General features: G+C 70.0%; 13 protein-coding genes. 8 read left to right on the forward strand and 5 right to left on the reverse strand.

The genetic code is table 11. The features are described from left to right. The first annotated feature begins 208 nt into the window (after nucleotides 1-208). The 5 genes from ENC19_RS27920 (at nucleotide 209) to ENC19_RS27940 (ending at nucleotide 6,270) form a co-directional block, all read left to right on the forward strand. A complete protein-coding gene (locus ENC19_RS27920; protein WP_164450033.1) occupies nucleotides 209-1,870 on the forward strand; it encodes an ABC transporter substrate-binding protein in 1,662 nt (553 codons plus the stop codon). A gap of 77 nt (nucleotides 1,871-1,947) precedes the next feature. Next, on the forward strand, nucleotides 1,948-2,952 hold the full coding sequence (locus tag ENC19_RS27925; RefSeq protein WP_093410022.1) for an ABC transporter permease: 1,005 nt from the start codon (nucleotides 1,948-1,950) through the stop codon (nucleotides 2,950-2,952). Then, a complete protein-coding gene (locus tag ENC19_RS27930) occupies nucleotides 2,949-3,911 on the forward strand; it encodes an ABC transporter permease (RefSeq protein ID WP_164450034.1) in 963 nt (320 codons plus the stop codon). The genes ENC19_RS27925 and ENC19_RS27930 overlap by 4 nt, the downstream gene beginning before the upstream one ends. Before the next feature lie 63 nt (nucleotides 3,912-3,974). Continuing rightward, complete coding sequence (locus ENC19_RS27935; RefSeq protein ID WP_164450035.1) at nucleotides 3,975-5,090, forward strand: ABC transporter ATP-binding protein; 1,116 nt, start codon at nucleotides 3,975-3,977, stop codon at nucleotides 5,088-5,090. 76 nt (nucleotides 5,091-5,166) lie between these two features. Further along, the gene (locus tag ENC19_RS27940) at nucleotides 5,167-6,270 is read left to right on the forward strand and encodes an ABC transporter ATP-binding protein (protein ID WP_164450036.1); all 1,104 of its coding nucleotides are present in this window, start codon (nucleotides 5,167-5,169) and stop codon (nucleotides 6,268-6,270) included. A 96-nt stretch (nucleotides 6,271-6,366) separates the two neighbouring features. Here the strand turns inward: ENC19_RS27940 and ENC19_RS27945 are convergent, their stop codons facing one another. Together ENC19_RS27945 and ENC19_RS27950 are read right to left on the reverse strand one after the other, a co-directional pair. Next, nucleotides 6,367-6,813, reverse strand: a complete 447-nt coding sequence (locus ENC19_RS27945; protein WP_164450037.1) for a hypothetical protein — start codon at nucleotides 6,811-6,813, stop codon at nucleotides 6,367-6,369. Then, nucleotides 6,795-7,454 (reverse strand): HNH endonuclease family protein, encoded by a 660-nt coding sequence (locus ENC19_RS27950; RefSeq protein WP_164450038.1) that lies wholly within the window; start codon nucleotides 7,452-7,454, stop codon nucleotides 6,795-6,797. The genes ENC19_RS27945 and ENC19_RS27950 overlap by 19 nt, the downstream gene beginning before the upstream one ends. Nucleotides 7,455-7,562: 108 nt before the next feature. Here ENC19_RS27950 and ENC19_RS27955 point away from each other — a divergent pair, with 108 nt between their 5' ends. Beyond that, nucleotides 7,563-9,038 (forward strand): MFS transporter, encoded by a 1,476-nt coding sequence (locus ENC19_RS27955; protein WP_164450039.1) that lies wholly within the window; start codon nucleotides 7,563-7,565, stop codon nucleotides 9,036-9,038. A 37-nt stretch (nucleotides 9,039-9,075) separates the two neighbouring features. Here ENC19_RS27955 and leuA read toward each other — a convergent pair whose 3' ends face one another. The 3 genes from leuA to ENC19_RS27970 all read right to left on the reverse strand — a co-directional run bounded on the left by leuA (nucleotide 9,076) and on the right by ENC19_RS27970 (nucleotide 12,518). Beyond that, nucleotides 9,076-10,833, reverse strand: a complete 1,758-nt coding sequence (gene leuA, locus ENC19_RS27960; protein ID WP_164450040.1) for a 2-isopropylmalate synthase — start codon at nucleotides 10,831-10,833, stop codon at nucleotides 9,076-9,078. A gap of 235 nt (nucleotides 10,834-11,068) precedes the next feature. Beyond that, nucleotides 11,069-11,617 (reverse strand): nitroreductase family protein, encoded by a 549-nt coding sequence (locus ENC19_RS27965; protein ID WP_164450041.1) that lies wholly within the window; start codon nucleotides 11,615-11,617, stop codon nucleotides 11,069-11,071. 85 nt (nucleotides 11,618-11,702) lie between these two features. Next, complete coding sequence (locus ENC19_RS27970) at nucleotides 11,703-12,518, reverse strand: hypothetical protein (protein WP_328824399.1); 816 nt, start codon at nucleotides 12,516-12,518, stop codon at nucleotides 11,703-11,705. Between the two features lie 222 nt (nucleotides 12,519-12,740). On the opposite strand from ENC19_RS27970, the gene ENC19_RS27975 reads away from it, so the two are divergent. After that, a complete protein-coding gene (locus tag ENC19_RS27975; RefSeq protein ID WP_164450042.1) occupies nucleotides 12,741-14,006 on the forward strand; it encodes an aspartate kinase in 1,266 nt (421 codons plus the stop codon). 5 nt (nucleotides 14,007-14,011) lie between these two features. Next, nucleotides 14,012-15,073, forward strand: a complete 1,062-nt coding sequence (locus ENC19_RS27980; protein WP_164450043.1) for an aspartate-semialdehyde dehydrogenase — start codon at nucleotides 14,012-14,014, stop codon at nucleotides 15,071-15,073. Nucleotides 15,074-15,123 lie beyond the last annotated feature (50 nt).

Below are 15,123 nucleotides of genomic sequence, written 5' to 3' on the forward strand. Positions count from 1 at the left end.
ACAGAATGGTATCGATTGTTTGGGGTTATTGGGGGTTTTTGTCCGCGAGCCCGCTGGTCCACGTCACCGGGGCCAGGCACTAAGGACACGATCCGGTACCAAGAGCTTCCCGCGCCGTTTCCCGCCGGTCCGAACGGGAGCTAAGGTCACGGCCATCGGTGACCCTGTCACCACGTTGTCCGTACCCCTAAGGACGAGGTGAAGCACCATGCGTGCATCCAGGCCGAAGGTCGCTATCGCGGCCGTGGCGGCCGCGGCCCTCGCGGTAGCAGGCTGTGCCGAGAGCGACCGCGAAGGTTCCAGCGGTAGTAGCAAGGACACCCTGGTCTTCGGCGTCGCCGGAGACCCGAAGGTGCTCGACCCCAGCTTCGCCAGTGACGGTGAGTCGCTGCGCGTGGCCCGCCAGGTGTTCGAGACGCTGGTCCGCCCGGAGGAGGGTGGCACCAAGGTCAGCCCCGGCCTCGCCGAGTCCTGGGAGCCGGACGCCGCGGGCACCACGTGGACGTTCAAGTTGCGCTCCGGCGTGAAGTTCCACGACGGCACCGACTTCAACGCCGAGGCCGTGTGCGTCAACTTCGACCGCTGGTACAACGCCAAGGGCCTGATGCAGAGCCCGGACGTGACCGCGTACTGGCAGGACGTCATGGGTGGCTTCGCCGCCAACGAGGACGACACCCTCGGCGAGAGCCTCTTCAAGTCCTGCTCCGCCACCGACCCCACCACGGTCGCGCTGACCTTCAGCCGGGTCTCCAGCAAGATCCCGGCCGCCCTGATGCTGCCGTCCTTCTCCATGCACAGCCCGAAGGCGCTCCAGGAGTACGACGCCAGCAACGTCTCGGGCAGCGCGGACGACATCAAGTACCCGGCCTACGCAACCGAGCACCCGACCGGTACCGGCCCGTTCAAGTTCAAGACCTGGGACATCGCGAACAAGACGCTGACCCTGGAGCGGAACGAGGACTACTGGGGCGACAAGGCCAAGCTCAAGAGCCTGATCTTCAAGACCATCTCGGACGAGAACGCCCGTAAGCAGGCGCTGCGCTCCGGCGACATCCAGGGCTACGACCTGGTCGGCCCGGCCGACGTCCAGCCGCTCAAGGACGAGGGCTTCAACCTCCTGACCCGCCCGGCCTTCAACATCCTCTACCTGGCCATCAACCAGAAGGGGAACCCGAAGCTGGCGGACCTGAAGGTCCGGCAGGCGCTCGCCCACGCCGTCAACCGGCAGGCCCTGGTCGACTCGAAGCTGCCCCCGGGTGCTCAGGTCGCGGTGAACTTCTTCCCCGACACGGTCGAGGGCTGGAACGGCGACGTCACCAAGTACGAGTACGACGTCGAGAAGGCGAAGTCGCTGCTGGCCGAGGCCGGTGCCTCGGACCTGACCCTGCGGTTCCACTACCCGACCGAGGTCACCCGGCCCTACATGCCGAACCCGAAGGACCTCTTCGAGCTGGTCTCGGCGGACCTCCAGGCGGCCGGCATCAAGATCGAGCCGATCCCGCTGAAGTGGAGCCCGGACTACCTCAACGCCACCACCTCCGGCAGCGAGCACGACCTGCACTTCCTGGGCTGGACCGGCGACTACGGCGACGGCTACAACTTCATCGGCACGTTCTTCGACCGGCAGAAGGACGAGTGGGGCTTCAACAACAAGGCCCTGTTCGACAAGTTCCGGCAGGCGGACACCACCGCGGACCAGGCGGCCAAGGTGGCGCTCTACAAGGAGCTGAACGCCGACATCATGAACTTCCTGCCCGGTGTGCCGATCTCGCACTCGCCGCCGGCAATCGTGTTCGGCAAGGACGTGACCGGGGTCAAGGCGAGCCCGCTCACCGACGAGCGGTTCGCCACCGCGGAGTTCAAGTCCTGATCTGAAGCACCGACCACGGGCGGGCGCTGTGACCCACAGCGCCCGCCCGTGATCCCTTGCCCCCTTTCGAGGCCGCCGTGTTCCGGTTCATCGTCAGACGCCTGCTTCAGTTGATACCCACGCTGTTCGGGCTCTCCATCCTGTTGTTCATCTGGCTCCGGCGACTGCCCGGAGGCCCCGAGACCGCCATTCTCGGCGAGCGGGGCACACCCGAGATGCGCGCCGCGATCCGCCGCAATCTCGGTCTCGACGAGCCGATCCTGATCCAGTACGGCCGGTTCGTCCGTCGGATGATCCGCCTCGACCTGGGTACGTCCATCTCGACGAAGCGCGAGGTGACGACGGAGTTCCTGCAACGATTCCCCGGCACCGTCGAGCTGACCATCACCGCGATGGTGATCGCGGTCGGCATCGGCATCCCGCTGGGCTACCTGGCCGCCCGTCGTCGTGGCCGCTTCCTCGATCACGCCTCCGTCGGCGGGTCGCTGATCGGCATCTGCATCCCGGTCTTCTTCCTGGCGTACATCCTCAAGGCGATCTTCTCGGAGAACCTCGGCTGGTTCCCCTCCAGCGGCCGGCAGGACCCGACCATCGGCGCCACCCGGATCACCAACTTCTTCGTCCTCGACGGACTGATGACCCGGGAATGGGACGCCGCCGCCGACGCGCTCATGCATCTCGTGCTGCCGGCGCTCGCCCTGGCCAGCATCCCCTTGGCGATCATCGTCCGGATCACCCGGGCCAGCGTGCTCGAGGTGCTCAACGAGGACTTCGTGCGTACCGCCGAGGCCAAGGGTCTGACCGAGAACGTCGTCCGCCGCCGGCACGTGCTGCGTAACGCCATGCTCCCGGTGGTGACCTCGATCGGTCTGCTCACCGGTGGCCTGCTCTCCGGCGCGGTGCTGACCGAGACGGTCTTCGCCTTCAGCGGGATCGGCGCCTTTCTCGCCGACTCCATCAACCAGCGCGACTATCCGGTGCTGATGGGCTTCATCATGATCATCGCCGTGGTCTACGTGCTGGTGAACCTGATAGTGGACCTCTCCTACAGCCTGATCGACCCGAGGGTGAGGGTCCGATGACGACAATCGGTGGCAAGAAGCGAGAGAAGATCGACCGACTCGCCGAACTGGCCGCCCGCGACGAGGAGCGCGGGGTGAGCCTCTGGCAGGACGCCTTCCGCCGGCTGCGGCGTAACCCGGCCGCCATCATCGGCGCGGTCATCCTCACCGTCTTCGTCCTGGTCGCGCTGATCGGCCCGTTCCTGGTGCCGTACGGGCCGACGGACACGATGGGCATCCGGGAGGGCGTCATCAAACCGGGGCTCATCCCCGGATCCTCCAGCGAGCACTGGTTCGGTTACGACCATCAGGGTCGGGACGTCTTCAGCCGCATGATCGTCGGGGCCCGGCAGACCCTGCTGGTCGGCGTGGTGGCGACCCTGATCGGTCTCGCCGTCGGCGTGCTGATCGGCGGTGTCGCGGGTGCCGCCGCAGGACTCGGCGGACGCTGGGGCCGATGGGTCGACAGCACCCTGATGCGGTTCATCGACATGCTGCTGGCGCTGCCCAGCCTGCTGCTGGCGGTCAGCATCGCCGCGCTGCTCGGACCGAGCCTGACCACGGTCATGATCGCGGTCGGGATGGTCTCGGTGCCGGTCTTCGCCCGGCTGCTGCGTGGCTCGATGATCGCCCAGTCCAACAGCGATTACGTTTTGGCCGCCACCTCGCTCGGGGTACGCAAGTCGAAGATCGCCCTGGCCCACGTGCTGCCCAACTCGCTCGCCCCGGTAATCGTCCAGGCGACGCTGACCCTGGCCACCGCGATCATCGAAGCGGCGGCACTGTCCTTCCTCGGGCTCGGCAATCCCGACTCGGCAACCCCCGAGTGGGGCGTAATGCTCGCCGACGCGCAGCAGTACCTGGGCATCCGGCCCGAGCTGGCCATTTACCCGGCGGTCGCCATCATCATCACCGCACTGGGCTTCACCCTGCTCGGTGAGTCGATGCGTGAGGCCCTCGACCCGAAGCTGCGGAAGTAGGCGTGCCGAGCATGAGAAGCGCGCACGTGACCTCCGTGGCTGTGAACGAAAGGGCGGTGCGGCATGGCACTGCTTGATGTCGAAGATCTTTCGGTGACCTTCGCCCGGCGCGGTCAACGGACCGTACGGGCCGTCGACGGAGTCTCCTTCTCCGTGGACGCGGGCGAGGTGGTCGGCCTGGTCGGCGAGTCCGGCTGCGGCAAGTCGGTCACCTCACTGGCGATCATGGGTCTGCTGCCCAAGCAGCCCGGTCTCCAGGTGGCCGGCAAGGCCGTCTTCGACGGCACCGACCTGCTCCAGATCGACGAACGGTCGCGGCGGGACATCCGGGGTCGCGACGTCGCGATGATCTTCCAGGATCCGCTCTCGTCGCTGAATCCGGTCGTGCCGATCGGTCTTCAGGTGACCGAGGTGCTGACCCGGCACCGTGGCATGCGGGGCGAGGCGGCGTCGAAGGAAGCGGCGCAGCTGCTGGACCGGGTCGGCATCCCCGATCCGAAACGGCGGCTGAAGGAGTATCCCCACCAGCTCTCCGGCGGCATGCGCCAGCGCGCCCTGATCGCCATGGCGGTGGCCTGCCAGCCCCGGCTGCTCATCGCCGACGAGCCGACGACCGCCCTGGACGTCACCATCCAGGCGCAGATCCTGGAACTGCTGAAGGACCTGGTCCGGGACTCCGGCACCGCGCTTGTGATGATCACGCACGACCTGGGCGTGGTGGCCGGCATGTGCGACACGATCAACGTGCTCTACGGCGGTCGGGTGGTGGAGACCGCGCGGCGGCGACCGTTGTTCCGTCAGCCTCGGCACCCGTACACCGTGGGGCTGCTCGGCTCGGTGCCGCGCCTGGACGCGGGACGCGGTGAGCGGCTGAACCCGATTCCGGGCTCGGTGCGGGATCTGCTGCCCTGGCCGGACGGCTGCGCCTTCGCCCCGCGCTGCGACCGCCGGGTGGATGCCTGCCTCGGCGAGCCACCGGAACTGGTGCTGACCCACGACGGTCGCAGCTACCGGTGCGTCAACCCGGCCCCGCTGCCGGGTCTGACGTCCGGCGACGAGGTTCGGGCGGCGGTACCGGGGCAGGCGACCCCGGGCTCGGTGCCCGCGCAGGCGGTGCCGGACGAACCACCGGCCGTGCCGGGCCTGGCCGCCGCCCCCAGCGAGGAGGAGACGCCATGAGCGAGCGCAGCGAGCGAATCATTCGGCTCAGTGTGGTGGTGCCTCATGGCGGCACGCAGCGAAGCGGAGTGCCGTCATGACCGGAGAAAACACCCTGGTCGAGGTACGGGACCTGAAGGTGCACTTCCCGATCAAGCGGGGGGTGCTGTTCGACCGCACGGTCGGCCACGTCAAGGCGGTCGACGGCGTCGACCTGCGCATCACGCGCGGCAGGACCTACGGTCTGGTCGGCGAGTCGGGCTGCGGGAAGTCCACGCTCGGGCGGGCGCTGCTCCAGCTCACCCCGCCGACCTCGGGCGAGGTCAGCTTCGACGGGGTCGAGCTGACCACGCTGGCGCCGAACAAGCTGCGCGCGATGCGTCGCCGGATGCAGATGATCTTCCAGGACCCGATGTCCAGTCTCGATCCCCGGCAGAACGTCGAGTCCATCCTCACCGAGGGGCTACAGGCGCACGGCATCGGTGGTGACCGGGACGGGCGTCGCAAGATCATCGCCGAGACGCTGGACCAGGTCGGGCTGCCCCGCTGGGCGCTCTCCCGCTATCCGCACGAGTTCTCCGGTGGCCAGCGGCAACGCATCGGCATCGCCCGGGCGCTGGTGCTGGGGCCGGAACTCATCGTCGCCGACGAGCCGGTCTCCGCCCTCGACGTGTCGATCCAGGCCCAGGTGGTGAACCTCCTCGACGAACTCCAGGACAACCTCGGACTGACCTATCTGGTGATCGCGCACGACCTGGCGGTGGTCCGGCACATCTCCGACACCGTCGGGGTGATGTATCTGGGCGCCCTGGTCGAGGAGGCGCCGAGCGACCGGCTCTACACCGAACCGCTGCACCCGTACACCCGGGCGCTGATGTCGGCGGTGCCGGTGCCCGACCCGGACGTCGAGGATCGCCGGGAGCGGATCCTCATCGCCGGCGATCTGCCGTCACCGGCCAACCCGCCGTCGGGCTGCCGCTTCCACACCCGGTGCCCGTGGGCGCAGCCGACCCGCTGCGCCGACGAGCGGCCCCAGCTGCGGGAGATCGGCGACAGCCGGGTGGCCTGCCACTGGGCCGAGCAGATCGCCAGCGGGGAACTGCGTCCGCACAAGGTCAGCGTGCAGATCACGCGGCCGGCGGGCGAGGGCGAGGAGCCCTCGGTCGTCTCCGCCCCCACCGAGCCCGGCTCCTTCGTGTAGTCGTCCGTGCCGGCGGGCCCCTGCTGACCGAGAGCGTCCGAAGGGGCCCGCCTGACACTGGTGTCGCCGGTCCGCCGAGCCGTCATCGTGCCGCGATCAGCCTTCGGGCCGGTGCAGCAGGCCGACGGCGATGTCGTGCACCGCGTCCAGGCCGGCGGCGTCGGGCAGCGGTGCGCTGCCGCCGGTGACCGCGTACCACTCGTCGGCGTCCTTGTACTGCACGTGCAGGCTGACCCGCCCGTCGGCGAAGTCGGTGCGCAGGGTCAACTCGCCGGTCACCACACCGACCTCGTCGGTCATCACGCCGCCCGGTCCCGGCACGATGTCGGCGGTGCGGCTCCGCGGACCGGTGGCACCGCCGGCGTCGGCGGTCATCCCGGCGCCCGGCACCTCCACCGCACCCGCGGGGGCGCCGTCCGCGGTCATGCCGGCCGTGGCCGGACCGGGACTGCCGGTCGCCGCCGCCGCGTCCTCGCCGCCCGGGCCCGGCGTACGCTCGGGCGCCGGCGCACCGTCGGCGCCGGTTACGGCTTGCTCTCCCATGTGCAGCCCTCCAACATGTCGGCCAGCTCGGCCTGCTCGGCGCTCGTCACCGTCAGCCGCCAGTGGTGCTTCACCGCCACCCAGTCCCCGGCATATTGGCACCAGTATGACCGGTTTGACGGCTTCCACTGGGACGGGTCCTGGTCACCCTTTGCCCGGTTCGACGAGGCGGAAACCGCGAAGAGCTGCGGGCGGTCGAGGTCGTTGGCGAAGTCACCCCGCTTCGAGTCGTCCCACTCGTCGGCGCCGGAGCGCCAGGCGTTGGCGAGCGGCACCATGTGGTCGATGTCCACGTCGGAGGGGTCGGTGAAGGTGCGGCCGTCGTAGACGCTCTCCCACCTACCACCGACCACGTTGCAGCCCGAGTGCTCGATGGCCTTGCCGTCACGCTCCAGCACGGTGTCGCGGACGTCGCAGTTCTGGCCGGTCTTGCGCCAGTGCGGGAAGCGGTTGCGGCTGTACCCGCGCATCGAGCCCGCCTCGGCGACGGTCAGCTCCGCGAGCATCTGGTTGATGTTGCCGCCGCCGGTAGGCGGAGTGACCGGCTCCTGCTCAAGCGGGACGCAGCCGGCCGCGCCGAGGGTCAGCGCCGCGACGAGCGCGAGCGCCACCGGGGCGCGCGATCCTGATCTGGTACGCACAGACGACACCTTTCCAGCTTGCGGGCTTCCGGCGATCCCGCACAGTACCCGGCCAGGGTTTCGGCGTTTCGTGGTGTCTGGCGGATGGTGCACGGCAGATTGGTAGCCATGCCCGAACCGACGTCCGCCCTCCGCCTGCGCAGCAGTGCCGGTCGGGGCACCCTGGCCGCCGCCGTGCTGGCCTCCGGCATGGTCTTTCTGGACAGCACCGTGGTCAACGTGGCGCTGCCCCACCTCGGCGCCGATCTCGGCGCGTCGGTGTCCGGTCTCCAGTGGACCATCAACGGCTACCTGTTGACCCTCGCCGCGTTCGTCCTGCTCGGCGGGGCGCTGGGTGACCGCTTCGGGCGTCGTCGGGTGTTCCTGCTCGGCGTGGTCTGGTTCACCGTCGCCTCCGTACTCTGCGGGCTGGCGCTGCGCACCGACTGGCTGATCGCCGCGCGGTTCCTCCAGGGTGCGGGGGGTGCCCTGCTGACCCCGGGATCGCTGGCGCTGCTTCAGGCCAGCTTCCATCCCGACGACCGGGCGAAGGTGATCGGAGCCTGGTCGGGACTTTCCGGCGTCTCCACCGCGCTCGGGCCGTTCATCGGTGGTTGGCTCATCGACGCCCTCTCCTGGCGGTGGATCTTCTTCCTGAACGTGCCGCTGGCGGTGCTCGTGGTGCTGGCGACGCTGCGCTGGGTGCCCGAGAGCCGGGACGAGGACGCGTCCCGCAAGCGCGGAACCCGCCAGTTCGACGTGGCCGGCGCCCTGCTCGGCGCCCTCGCCCTGGCCGGTGTCACGTACGCCCTGGTCGATGCCCCCGACCGGGGCCTGGGCTCACCGGCAGTGGTGGCGGCGGCCCTGGCCGGGGTGGTGGCCGCGGTGGTGTTCGTGGTCCTGGAGCGGCGCCGGGGGGAGACGGCGATGCTGCCCACCGGCCTGTTCCGCAGTCGGTTGTTCTCGGTGCTGAACTTCTTCACCGTGCTGGTCTACGCCGCTCTCGGCGGGTTCACCTTCTTCATCGCCGTGTACCTGCAGAACGTGATCGGTTTCTCGGCCCTGCTCACCGGCCTCGCGTTGCTGCCGATGACGCTGCTGCTGCTGGTCGGTTCGCCGCTGACCGGTGCGTTGTCGACGCGGATCGGGCCCCGGTTGCCGCTGACGGTCGGGCCGGTGCTGGCCGCCGTCGGGCTGCTGATGCTGCGCGGGATCGAGCCGGGGGCGTCGTACTGGGGGCAGGTGCTGCCGGGGGTGGCGATCTTCGGAGTCGGGCTGACCCTGGTCGTGGCACCGCTCACCGCCTCGGTGCTGGCCGCGGTCGACGACCGCTTCGCGGGAGTAGCCAGCGGCTTCAACAACGCCGCCTCGCGGGTCGGTGGGCTGCTCGCGGTGGCGGCCCTGCCGCTGCTGGTCGGGCTCACCGGCACCGGGTACGAACAACCCGCCGAACTCACCGCCGCGTACCGTGGCGCGCTGCTCTGGTGTGCTGGTCTGCTGCTGGCCGGGGCGCTCATCGCCGCCCTGCTGGTCCACCGACCGGCCCGTCGCCCGCCGCCGGCCCAGCCCTGTCACTCGATGCCGGTCTCCACGCCGCCGAGATGAGGCAGGGCCCCGCCGGTGCGGGGCCCTGCCTGACGGATCAGCCTCGGGCGCGGTTGACGGCGCTGGTGACCGCCTTGACGGAGGCGGTGACGATGTTGGCGTCCATGCCGACACCCCACACCGTGTGCCCCTGCACCTCGCACTCGACGTACGCGGCGGCCTGGGCGTCCCCACCGGAGGAGAGCGCGTGCTCGTGGTAGTCGAGCACGCGTACGCTCACCCCGGCCGTGCCCAGCGCGTTGACGTACGCGTCGATCGGGCCGTTGCCGATCGCGGTGATCGAGCGCTCCTGCCCACCGGTGTGGATCTGGGCGGTGATCTCGACCTTCCCGTCGGCGGTGCCGATCGTGTACTCGGACAGCGCCACCGCGGGGTCGCGCTGGTGGTCGAGCAGGTACTGCCCGGCGAAGATCTGCCACATGGTGGCCGGGTCGACCTCACCGCCGTCGTGATCGGTCACCTGCTGCACCACGCCGGAGAACTCGATCTGGAGCCGGCGGGGCAGGTCGAGCTGGTGCTCGGTCTTCATGATGTACGCGACGCCGCCCTTGCCGGACTGCGAGTTGACCCGGATCACCGCCTCGTAGCTGCGGCCCAGGTCCTTCGGGTCGATTGGTAGGTACGGCACCGCCCAGGTGAACTCGTCGACCGGCACCCCGGCCGCCGCCGCGTCGGCCTCCAGCGCGGTGAACCCCTTGTTGATGGCGTCCTGGTGGGAGCCGGAGAAGGCGGTGTAGACCAGGTCGCCGGCGTACGGGTGACGTTCGTGCACGGGCAGCTGGTTGCAGTACTCGACGGCCCGCTTGATCTCGTCGATGTCGGAGAAGTCGATCATCGGGTCGATGCCCTGGGAGAACAGGTTCAGCCCCAGGGTCACCAGGTCGACGTTGCCGGTGCGCTCACCGTTGCCGAACAGGCAGCCCTCGATCCGGTCGGCGCCGGCCAGCAGGCCCAGCTCGGCGGCGGCCACCCCGGTGCCCCGGTCGTTGTGCGGATGCAGGCTGAGCACCAGGCTGTCACGCCGCGGCAGGTGCCGGTGCATCCACTCGATCGAGTCGGCGTACACGTTCGGGGTGGCCATCTCGACGGTGGCCGGCAGGTTGAGGATCAGCTTGCGGTCCGGGGTGGGGTCGATCACGTCGATGACCTTCGCGCACACCTCCAGCGCGTACTCCAGCTCGGTGCCGGTGTAGGACTCGGGGGAGTACTCGTAGAAGATCTCGGTGTCCGGGGTGTGGATCTCGGCGTACTTCTGGCAGAGCCGGGCGCCGCTGGTGGCGATGTCGGTGATGCCGTCCCGATCCAGCCCGAACACCACCCGGCGTTGCAGGGTGGAGGTCGAGTTGTAGAAGTGCACGATCGCCCGGTGGGCCCCACGCAGCGAGGAGAAGGTGCGGTCGATCAGGTGCTCCCGGCACTGGGTCAGCACCTGGATGGTGACGTCTTCGGGGATCAGGTCCTGCTCGATCAGCTGCCGGACGAAGTCGTAGTCGGTCTGGCTGGCCGACGGGAAGCCGACCTCGATCTCCTTGTAGCCCATCTGCACCAGGAGCTGGAACATGCGGCGTTTGCGCTCCGGCGACATCGGGTCGATGAGCGCCTGGTTGCCGTCGCGCAGGTCGACCGCACACCAGCGCGGCGCGGTCTCGACGTGCCGGGTCGGCCAGGCCCGGTCCGGCAGGTCGATCCGGAACTGCTGCCGGTACGGCTGGTACCGGGCGTACGGCATCCGGCTCGGACGCTGCCGGGCGATCGGATCGGAGTCGATGTCGGTGGTGCCGGCTGGGTGAGCCATGGCGGAATTCTCCCGTGGTCATGTGACGTCAGCGATGGAGGTCGGCGGCGAGGCCGAGGAGGATCCGGGAAATGCTGGCGGCGCGGTTCGACTCCGCGACGAGGTGCCGGCCGTCAGGCCTCGTCGCGGCGACCAAGGAGAAGGTGCACCTGCCACATGACAGAGTGACACTACGTGGTGGACGTCAGGTCTGGGAAGGGACGTCCGGGATGTGGGACGAGGCGCGGCGCGATCCTCAACGCGTGATGTCCGAGCGGGTCAGCACCAGTTCGGCAACTGGCCGGCGACGGCGTAGCGAGGTCTCGTGGACCAGCAGGTCGGCCGGAAGGCTGAACGGGTCGCCGAGCTGCCCGATCGCCGTCACGACGTACGGTTCCACATCGGCGGGCAGATCGAGGTCGGCGACCAGACCGCGTCGGTCGAGGTCGGTCACCTGACGAACGTGCAGCCCGAGCGCGGTGGCCTGCACGGTCAGGTGGGCCACGGCCTGCCCCAGGTCGTACGCCGCGAACGGGTTGGCGGTGGCGTGCCGCGCGGCGAGCAGCAGGAGGCTGGCCCGGCCGGCCCAGCGCTGTTCGCCCGGCGGCAGGTTGACGAGGATCCGCTTGAAGGTCTCGTCCTCGCGGTGCCCGACGGCGAACCGCCACGGTTGCCGGTTGCCGACCGAGGGTGCCCACCGCGCCGCCTCCAGCAGGGTCATCACCTCGGCCGAGGTCAACTCCGCGACCGGGTCGAAGGAGCGGGGGCTCCAGCGGAAGGCGAGCAGCGGAGTGAGATCGGTCATGGGCAGAGTGTCCCGTATGGGCGTTTTAGCCAAACCGGCCAGGGTGGGCAAATGTGGGCAAGGGCACCCGTAACGGGATGGGTCGTCAGGGCGTTCCCGCGTGCCCGTCGGTACCTGTCGGCTCCGGGCCGGCGGGTGTGGTCGGGTCCACCGGCGCGGCCATGCCCAGCGGCTCACCCTCGACCACCGGGCCGGGCAGTTGAACCGTGCCGGGGGCCGGTTCGGGTGGCGCGGCCAGCGTCAGCGTGCCGAACGCCGCCCGTACCGCCGTTGGTGTGCCGTCGGCGTCGAAACAGTAGATGCCGACATCCAGCGGTGGGTTGATCGACGCCGCGGTGGTCTCCACCGAGTAGCAACTGCCGGTCGCCTCGGGCAGTGCCATGGCCGGCGACACCGACAACGGGGCGCGCCGGTCGGTGAGCACGTCGAGCCAGTCGGTGAACGGGTGCTGCACCCGGGGATCCAGTCGGCGCGGCAACGTGTCGTCGGGCTCACCGAGGCGTACGCAGCTCACCGGTTCAGGTCGGGCGGCCGACGGCAGCCCGCACTGGAACAGCCCGTCCGCGATGGCGGCCAGCGCGATGTCGGCGGTGCCGCCGAGCGCCCCGCCCGGTACGTCCATCCGCCAACTGCCGTCATTGGCGCTGGTGAAGACGATCAGCCGGTCAGCGGTCCCGTCCACCCGCCACGTGTACCGGGCGACCAGGTGCCGGTCCTGGGCGGCGGCCGCGAGGGCGGCCAACTCGTCCCGGGCCGCGTCCGGGCCGGCCGGGCGTGGTGGAACGGTCGGAGGCGGTGCGGGGTCGGTCGGCGGATCGGGCGAGCAGGCGGCGAGGAGTGCGGGCACGGCGAGCGCGAGCGCGGCGATCAGGTGGCGGTTCGGGTGATGGGCGGCGGGCACCCGGTCATTCTGGGTGTTCGGCCGGGCTCGGCACAGCCCCGGGATGGCCGGCGTTCCCAGCGTGTCGCAGGCCACTGCCGTCGTGCCTGCGGGCCGGATCGTGGGATCACCTGACCTGGCGGTCAGAGACGCCCGATACCCTGAGGTCGTCCGACCCGCGCCGCCGGCCCCGGTGCCGGCGGCGTCGGCACGCTCAGGGCAACCGGGAGGGAGTGCACCGTCGTGGCACTCGTGGTGCAGAAGTACGGCGGGTCCTCCGTCGCCAACGCCGAGCGGATCAAGCGGGTGGCCGAGCGCATCGTCGCGGCCCGCAAGGCCGGCGACGACGTGGTCGTGGTGGTCTCCGCGATGGGCGACACCACCGACGAACTGCTCGACCTGGCCAACCAGGTGAGCCCGCTGCCGCCCGGGCGGGAGCTGGACATGCTCCTCACCGCCGGTGAGCGGATCTCCATGGCGCTGCTCGCCATGGCGATTCACAACCTGGGGTACGAAGCCCGTTCGTTCACCGGCTCCCAGGCCGGCGTGATCACCACGTCGGTGCACGGCCGGGCGCGGATCATCGACGTCACCCCGGGGCGCCTGAAGGGCGCCCTGGACGAGGGCGCGGTGGTCATCGTCGCCGGCTTCCAGGGCGTCTCGCAGGACACCAAGGACGTCACCACCCTCGGGCGGGGCGGGTCCGACACCACCGCCGTGGCGCTGGCCGCGGCCCTACGGGCGGACGTCTGCGAGATCTACACCGACGTCGACGGGGTGTTCACCGCCGATCCGCGGATCGTGCCCAACGCCCGGCACATCAGGCAGATCACCTACGAGGAGATGCTCGAGCTGGCCGCCTGCGGTGCCAAGGTGCTGCACCTGCGTAGCGTGGAGTACGCCCGGCGGGCCGAGCTGCCGATCCACGTCCGTTCGTCATACTCGACAAACACCGGCACCATGGTCACCGGATCGATGGAGGAGCTCTCTGTGGAGCAGGCACTGATCACCGGGGTCGCCCACGACCGCAGCGAGGCAAAGATCACTATCGTCGGGGTGCCCGACGAGCCCGGCGCCGCCGCGCGGATCTTCGACACCGTCGCGGGCGCTGAGATCAACATCGACATGATCGTGCAGAACGTCTCCACCGAGGGCACGGGTCGCACCGACATCTCGTTCACGCTGCCGAAGACCGACGGTCCGACCGCGATGGCCGCCCTGAGCAAGATCCAGGAAGTGCTGAACTTCAAGGGTCTGCTCTACGACGACCACGTCGGCAAGGTTTCCCTGATCGGCGCGGGGATGCGGTCGCACCCCGGGGTGGCCGCCGGCTTCTTCGCCGCGCTGGGCCAGGCCGGGGTGAACATCGAGATGATCTCCACCTCGGAGATCCGCGTCTCGGTGGTCTGCCGGGACACCGACCTCGACGCGGCGGTCCGGGCCATCCACGAGGCCTTCGACCTCGGCGGCGACACCGAAGCCGTGGTGTACGCGGGGACGGGGCGGTAGCCCGGGTGGCCAGGCTGCCCACCCTGGCCGTGGTCGGGGCGACGGGAGCCGTCGGCACCGTGATGTGTGAGCTGCTCACCGGGCGGCGCAACGTCTGGGGCGAGATCCGGTTGCTGGCCTCCGAACGCTCCGCCGGGCGCAGGGTCCGCTGCCGGGGCGAGGAGCTGACCGTCCAGGTGCTCACCGAGGAGGCGCTCGACGGCGTCGACGTGGCGATGTTCGACGTGCCGGACGAGGTCGCCGCCCACTGGGCGCCCATCGCGGTCAGTCGTGGGGCGGTCGTGGTGGACAACTCCGGCGCCTTCCGGATGGATCCCGACGTGCCGTTGGTGGTGCCCGAGATCAACCCGGAACAGTTGCGAAACCGCCCCCGGGGGATCGTCGCCAACGCCAACTGCACGACGCTCGCGATGATCGTCGCGGTCGCCCCGCTGCACCGCGAGTACGGTCTGCGGGAGCTGGTGCTCGCCTCGTACCAGGCGGTCTCCGGGGCCGGTCAGGCCGGTGCGGACGCGCTGCACGACCAGTTGGCGAAGGTGGCCGGTGACCGGCTGCTCGGCTCGCGCACCGGCGACGTGCGGCAGGCGGTCGGCGACGAACTCGGCCCGTTCCCCGCGCCGCTGGCGCTCAACGTGGTCCCCTGGGCGGGCTCGCTGGCCGACGGTGGCTGGTCGTCCGAGGAGATGAAGCTGCGCAACGAGTCGCGCAAGATCCTCGGACTGCGTGACCTCAAGGTCTCCGCCACCTGCGTACGGGTACCCGTGGTGACCGGCCACTCGGTCGCGGTGCACGCCGTCTTCGCCACCGAGATCGACGCCGAGGGCGCCCGGAGCGTGCTGCGCAACGCGCCCGGGGTGATCGTGGTCGACGATCCGGCGGCCGGCGAGTTCCCGATGCCGATCGACGCGGTGGGCACCGACCCGTCCTGGGTCGGCCGGATCCGCCGCGCCGTCGACGACCCACGCGCCCTGGACTTCTTCGTCACCGGCGACAACCTCCGCAAGGGCGCCGCCCTCAACACCGCCCAGATCGCCGAACTCCTCGCCAACGACCTAACCCACCCCTAAACCCCCACACAGATCCCCTCTCCCTCCCCCCTGGGCCTCGGTCGATCATG

The organism is Verrucosispora sioxanthis (assembly GCF_010560025.1).
Classification (GTDB): domain Bacteria; phylum Actinomycetota; class Actinomycetes; order Mycobacteriales; family Micromonosporaceae; genus Micromonospora; species Micromonospora palythoicola.

Coding starts and splice junctions, on each gene's coding strand:
- ENC19_RS27930 (WP_164450034.1), top strand. CDS start 2,949: ATGACGACAATCGGTGGCAAGAAGCGAGAGAAGATCGACCGACTCGCC.
- ENC19_RS27920 (WP_164450033.1), top strand. CDS start 209: ATGCGTGCATCCAGGCCGAAGGTCGCTATCGCGGCCGTGGCGGCCGCG.
- ENC19_RS27935 (WP_164450035.1), top strand. CDS start 3,975: ATGGCACTGCTTGATGTCGAAGATCTTTCGGTGACCTTCGCCCGGCGC.
- leuA (WP_164450040.1), bottom strand. CDS start 10,833: ATGGCTCACCCAGCCGGCACCACCGACATCGACTCCGATCCGATCGCC.
- ENC19_RS27955 (WP_164450039.1), top strand. CDS start 7,563: ATGCCCGAACCGACGTCCGCCCTCCGCCTGCGCAGCAGTGCCGGTCGG.
- ENC19_RS27965 (WP_164450041.1), bottom strand. CDS start 11,617: ATGACCGATCTCACTCCGCTGCTCGCCTTCCGCTGGAGCCCCCGCTCC.
- ENC19_RS27945 (WP_164450037.1), bottom strand. CDS start 6,813: ATGGGAGAGCAAGCCGTAACCGGCGCCGACGGTGCGCCGGCGCCCGAG.
- ENC19_RS27940 (WP_164450036.1), top strand. CDS start 5,167: ATGACCGGAGAAAACACCCTGGTCGAGGTACGGGACCTGAAGGTGCAC.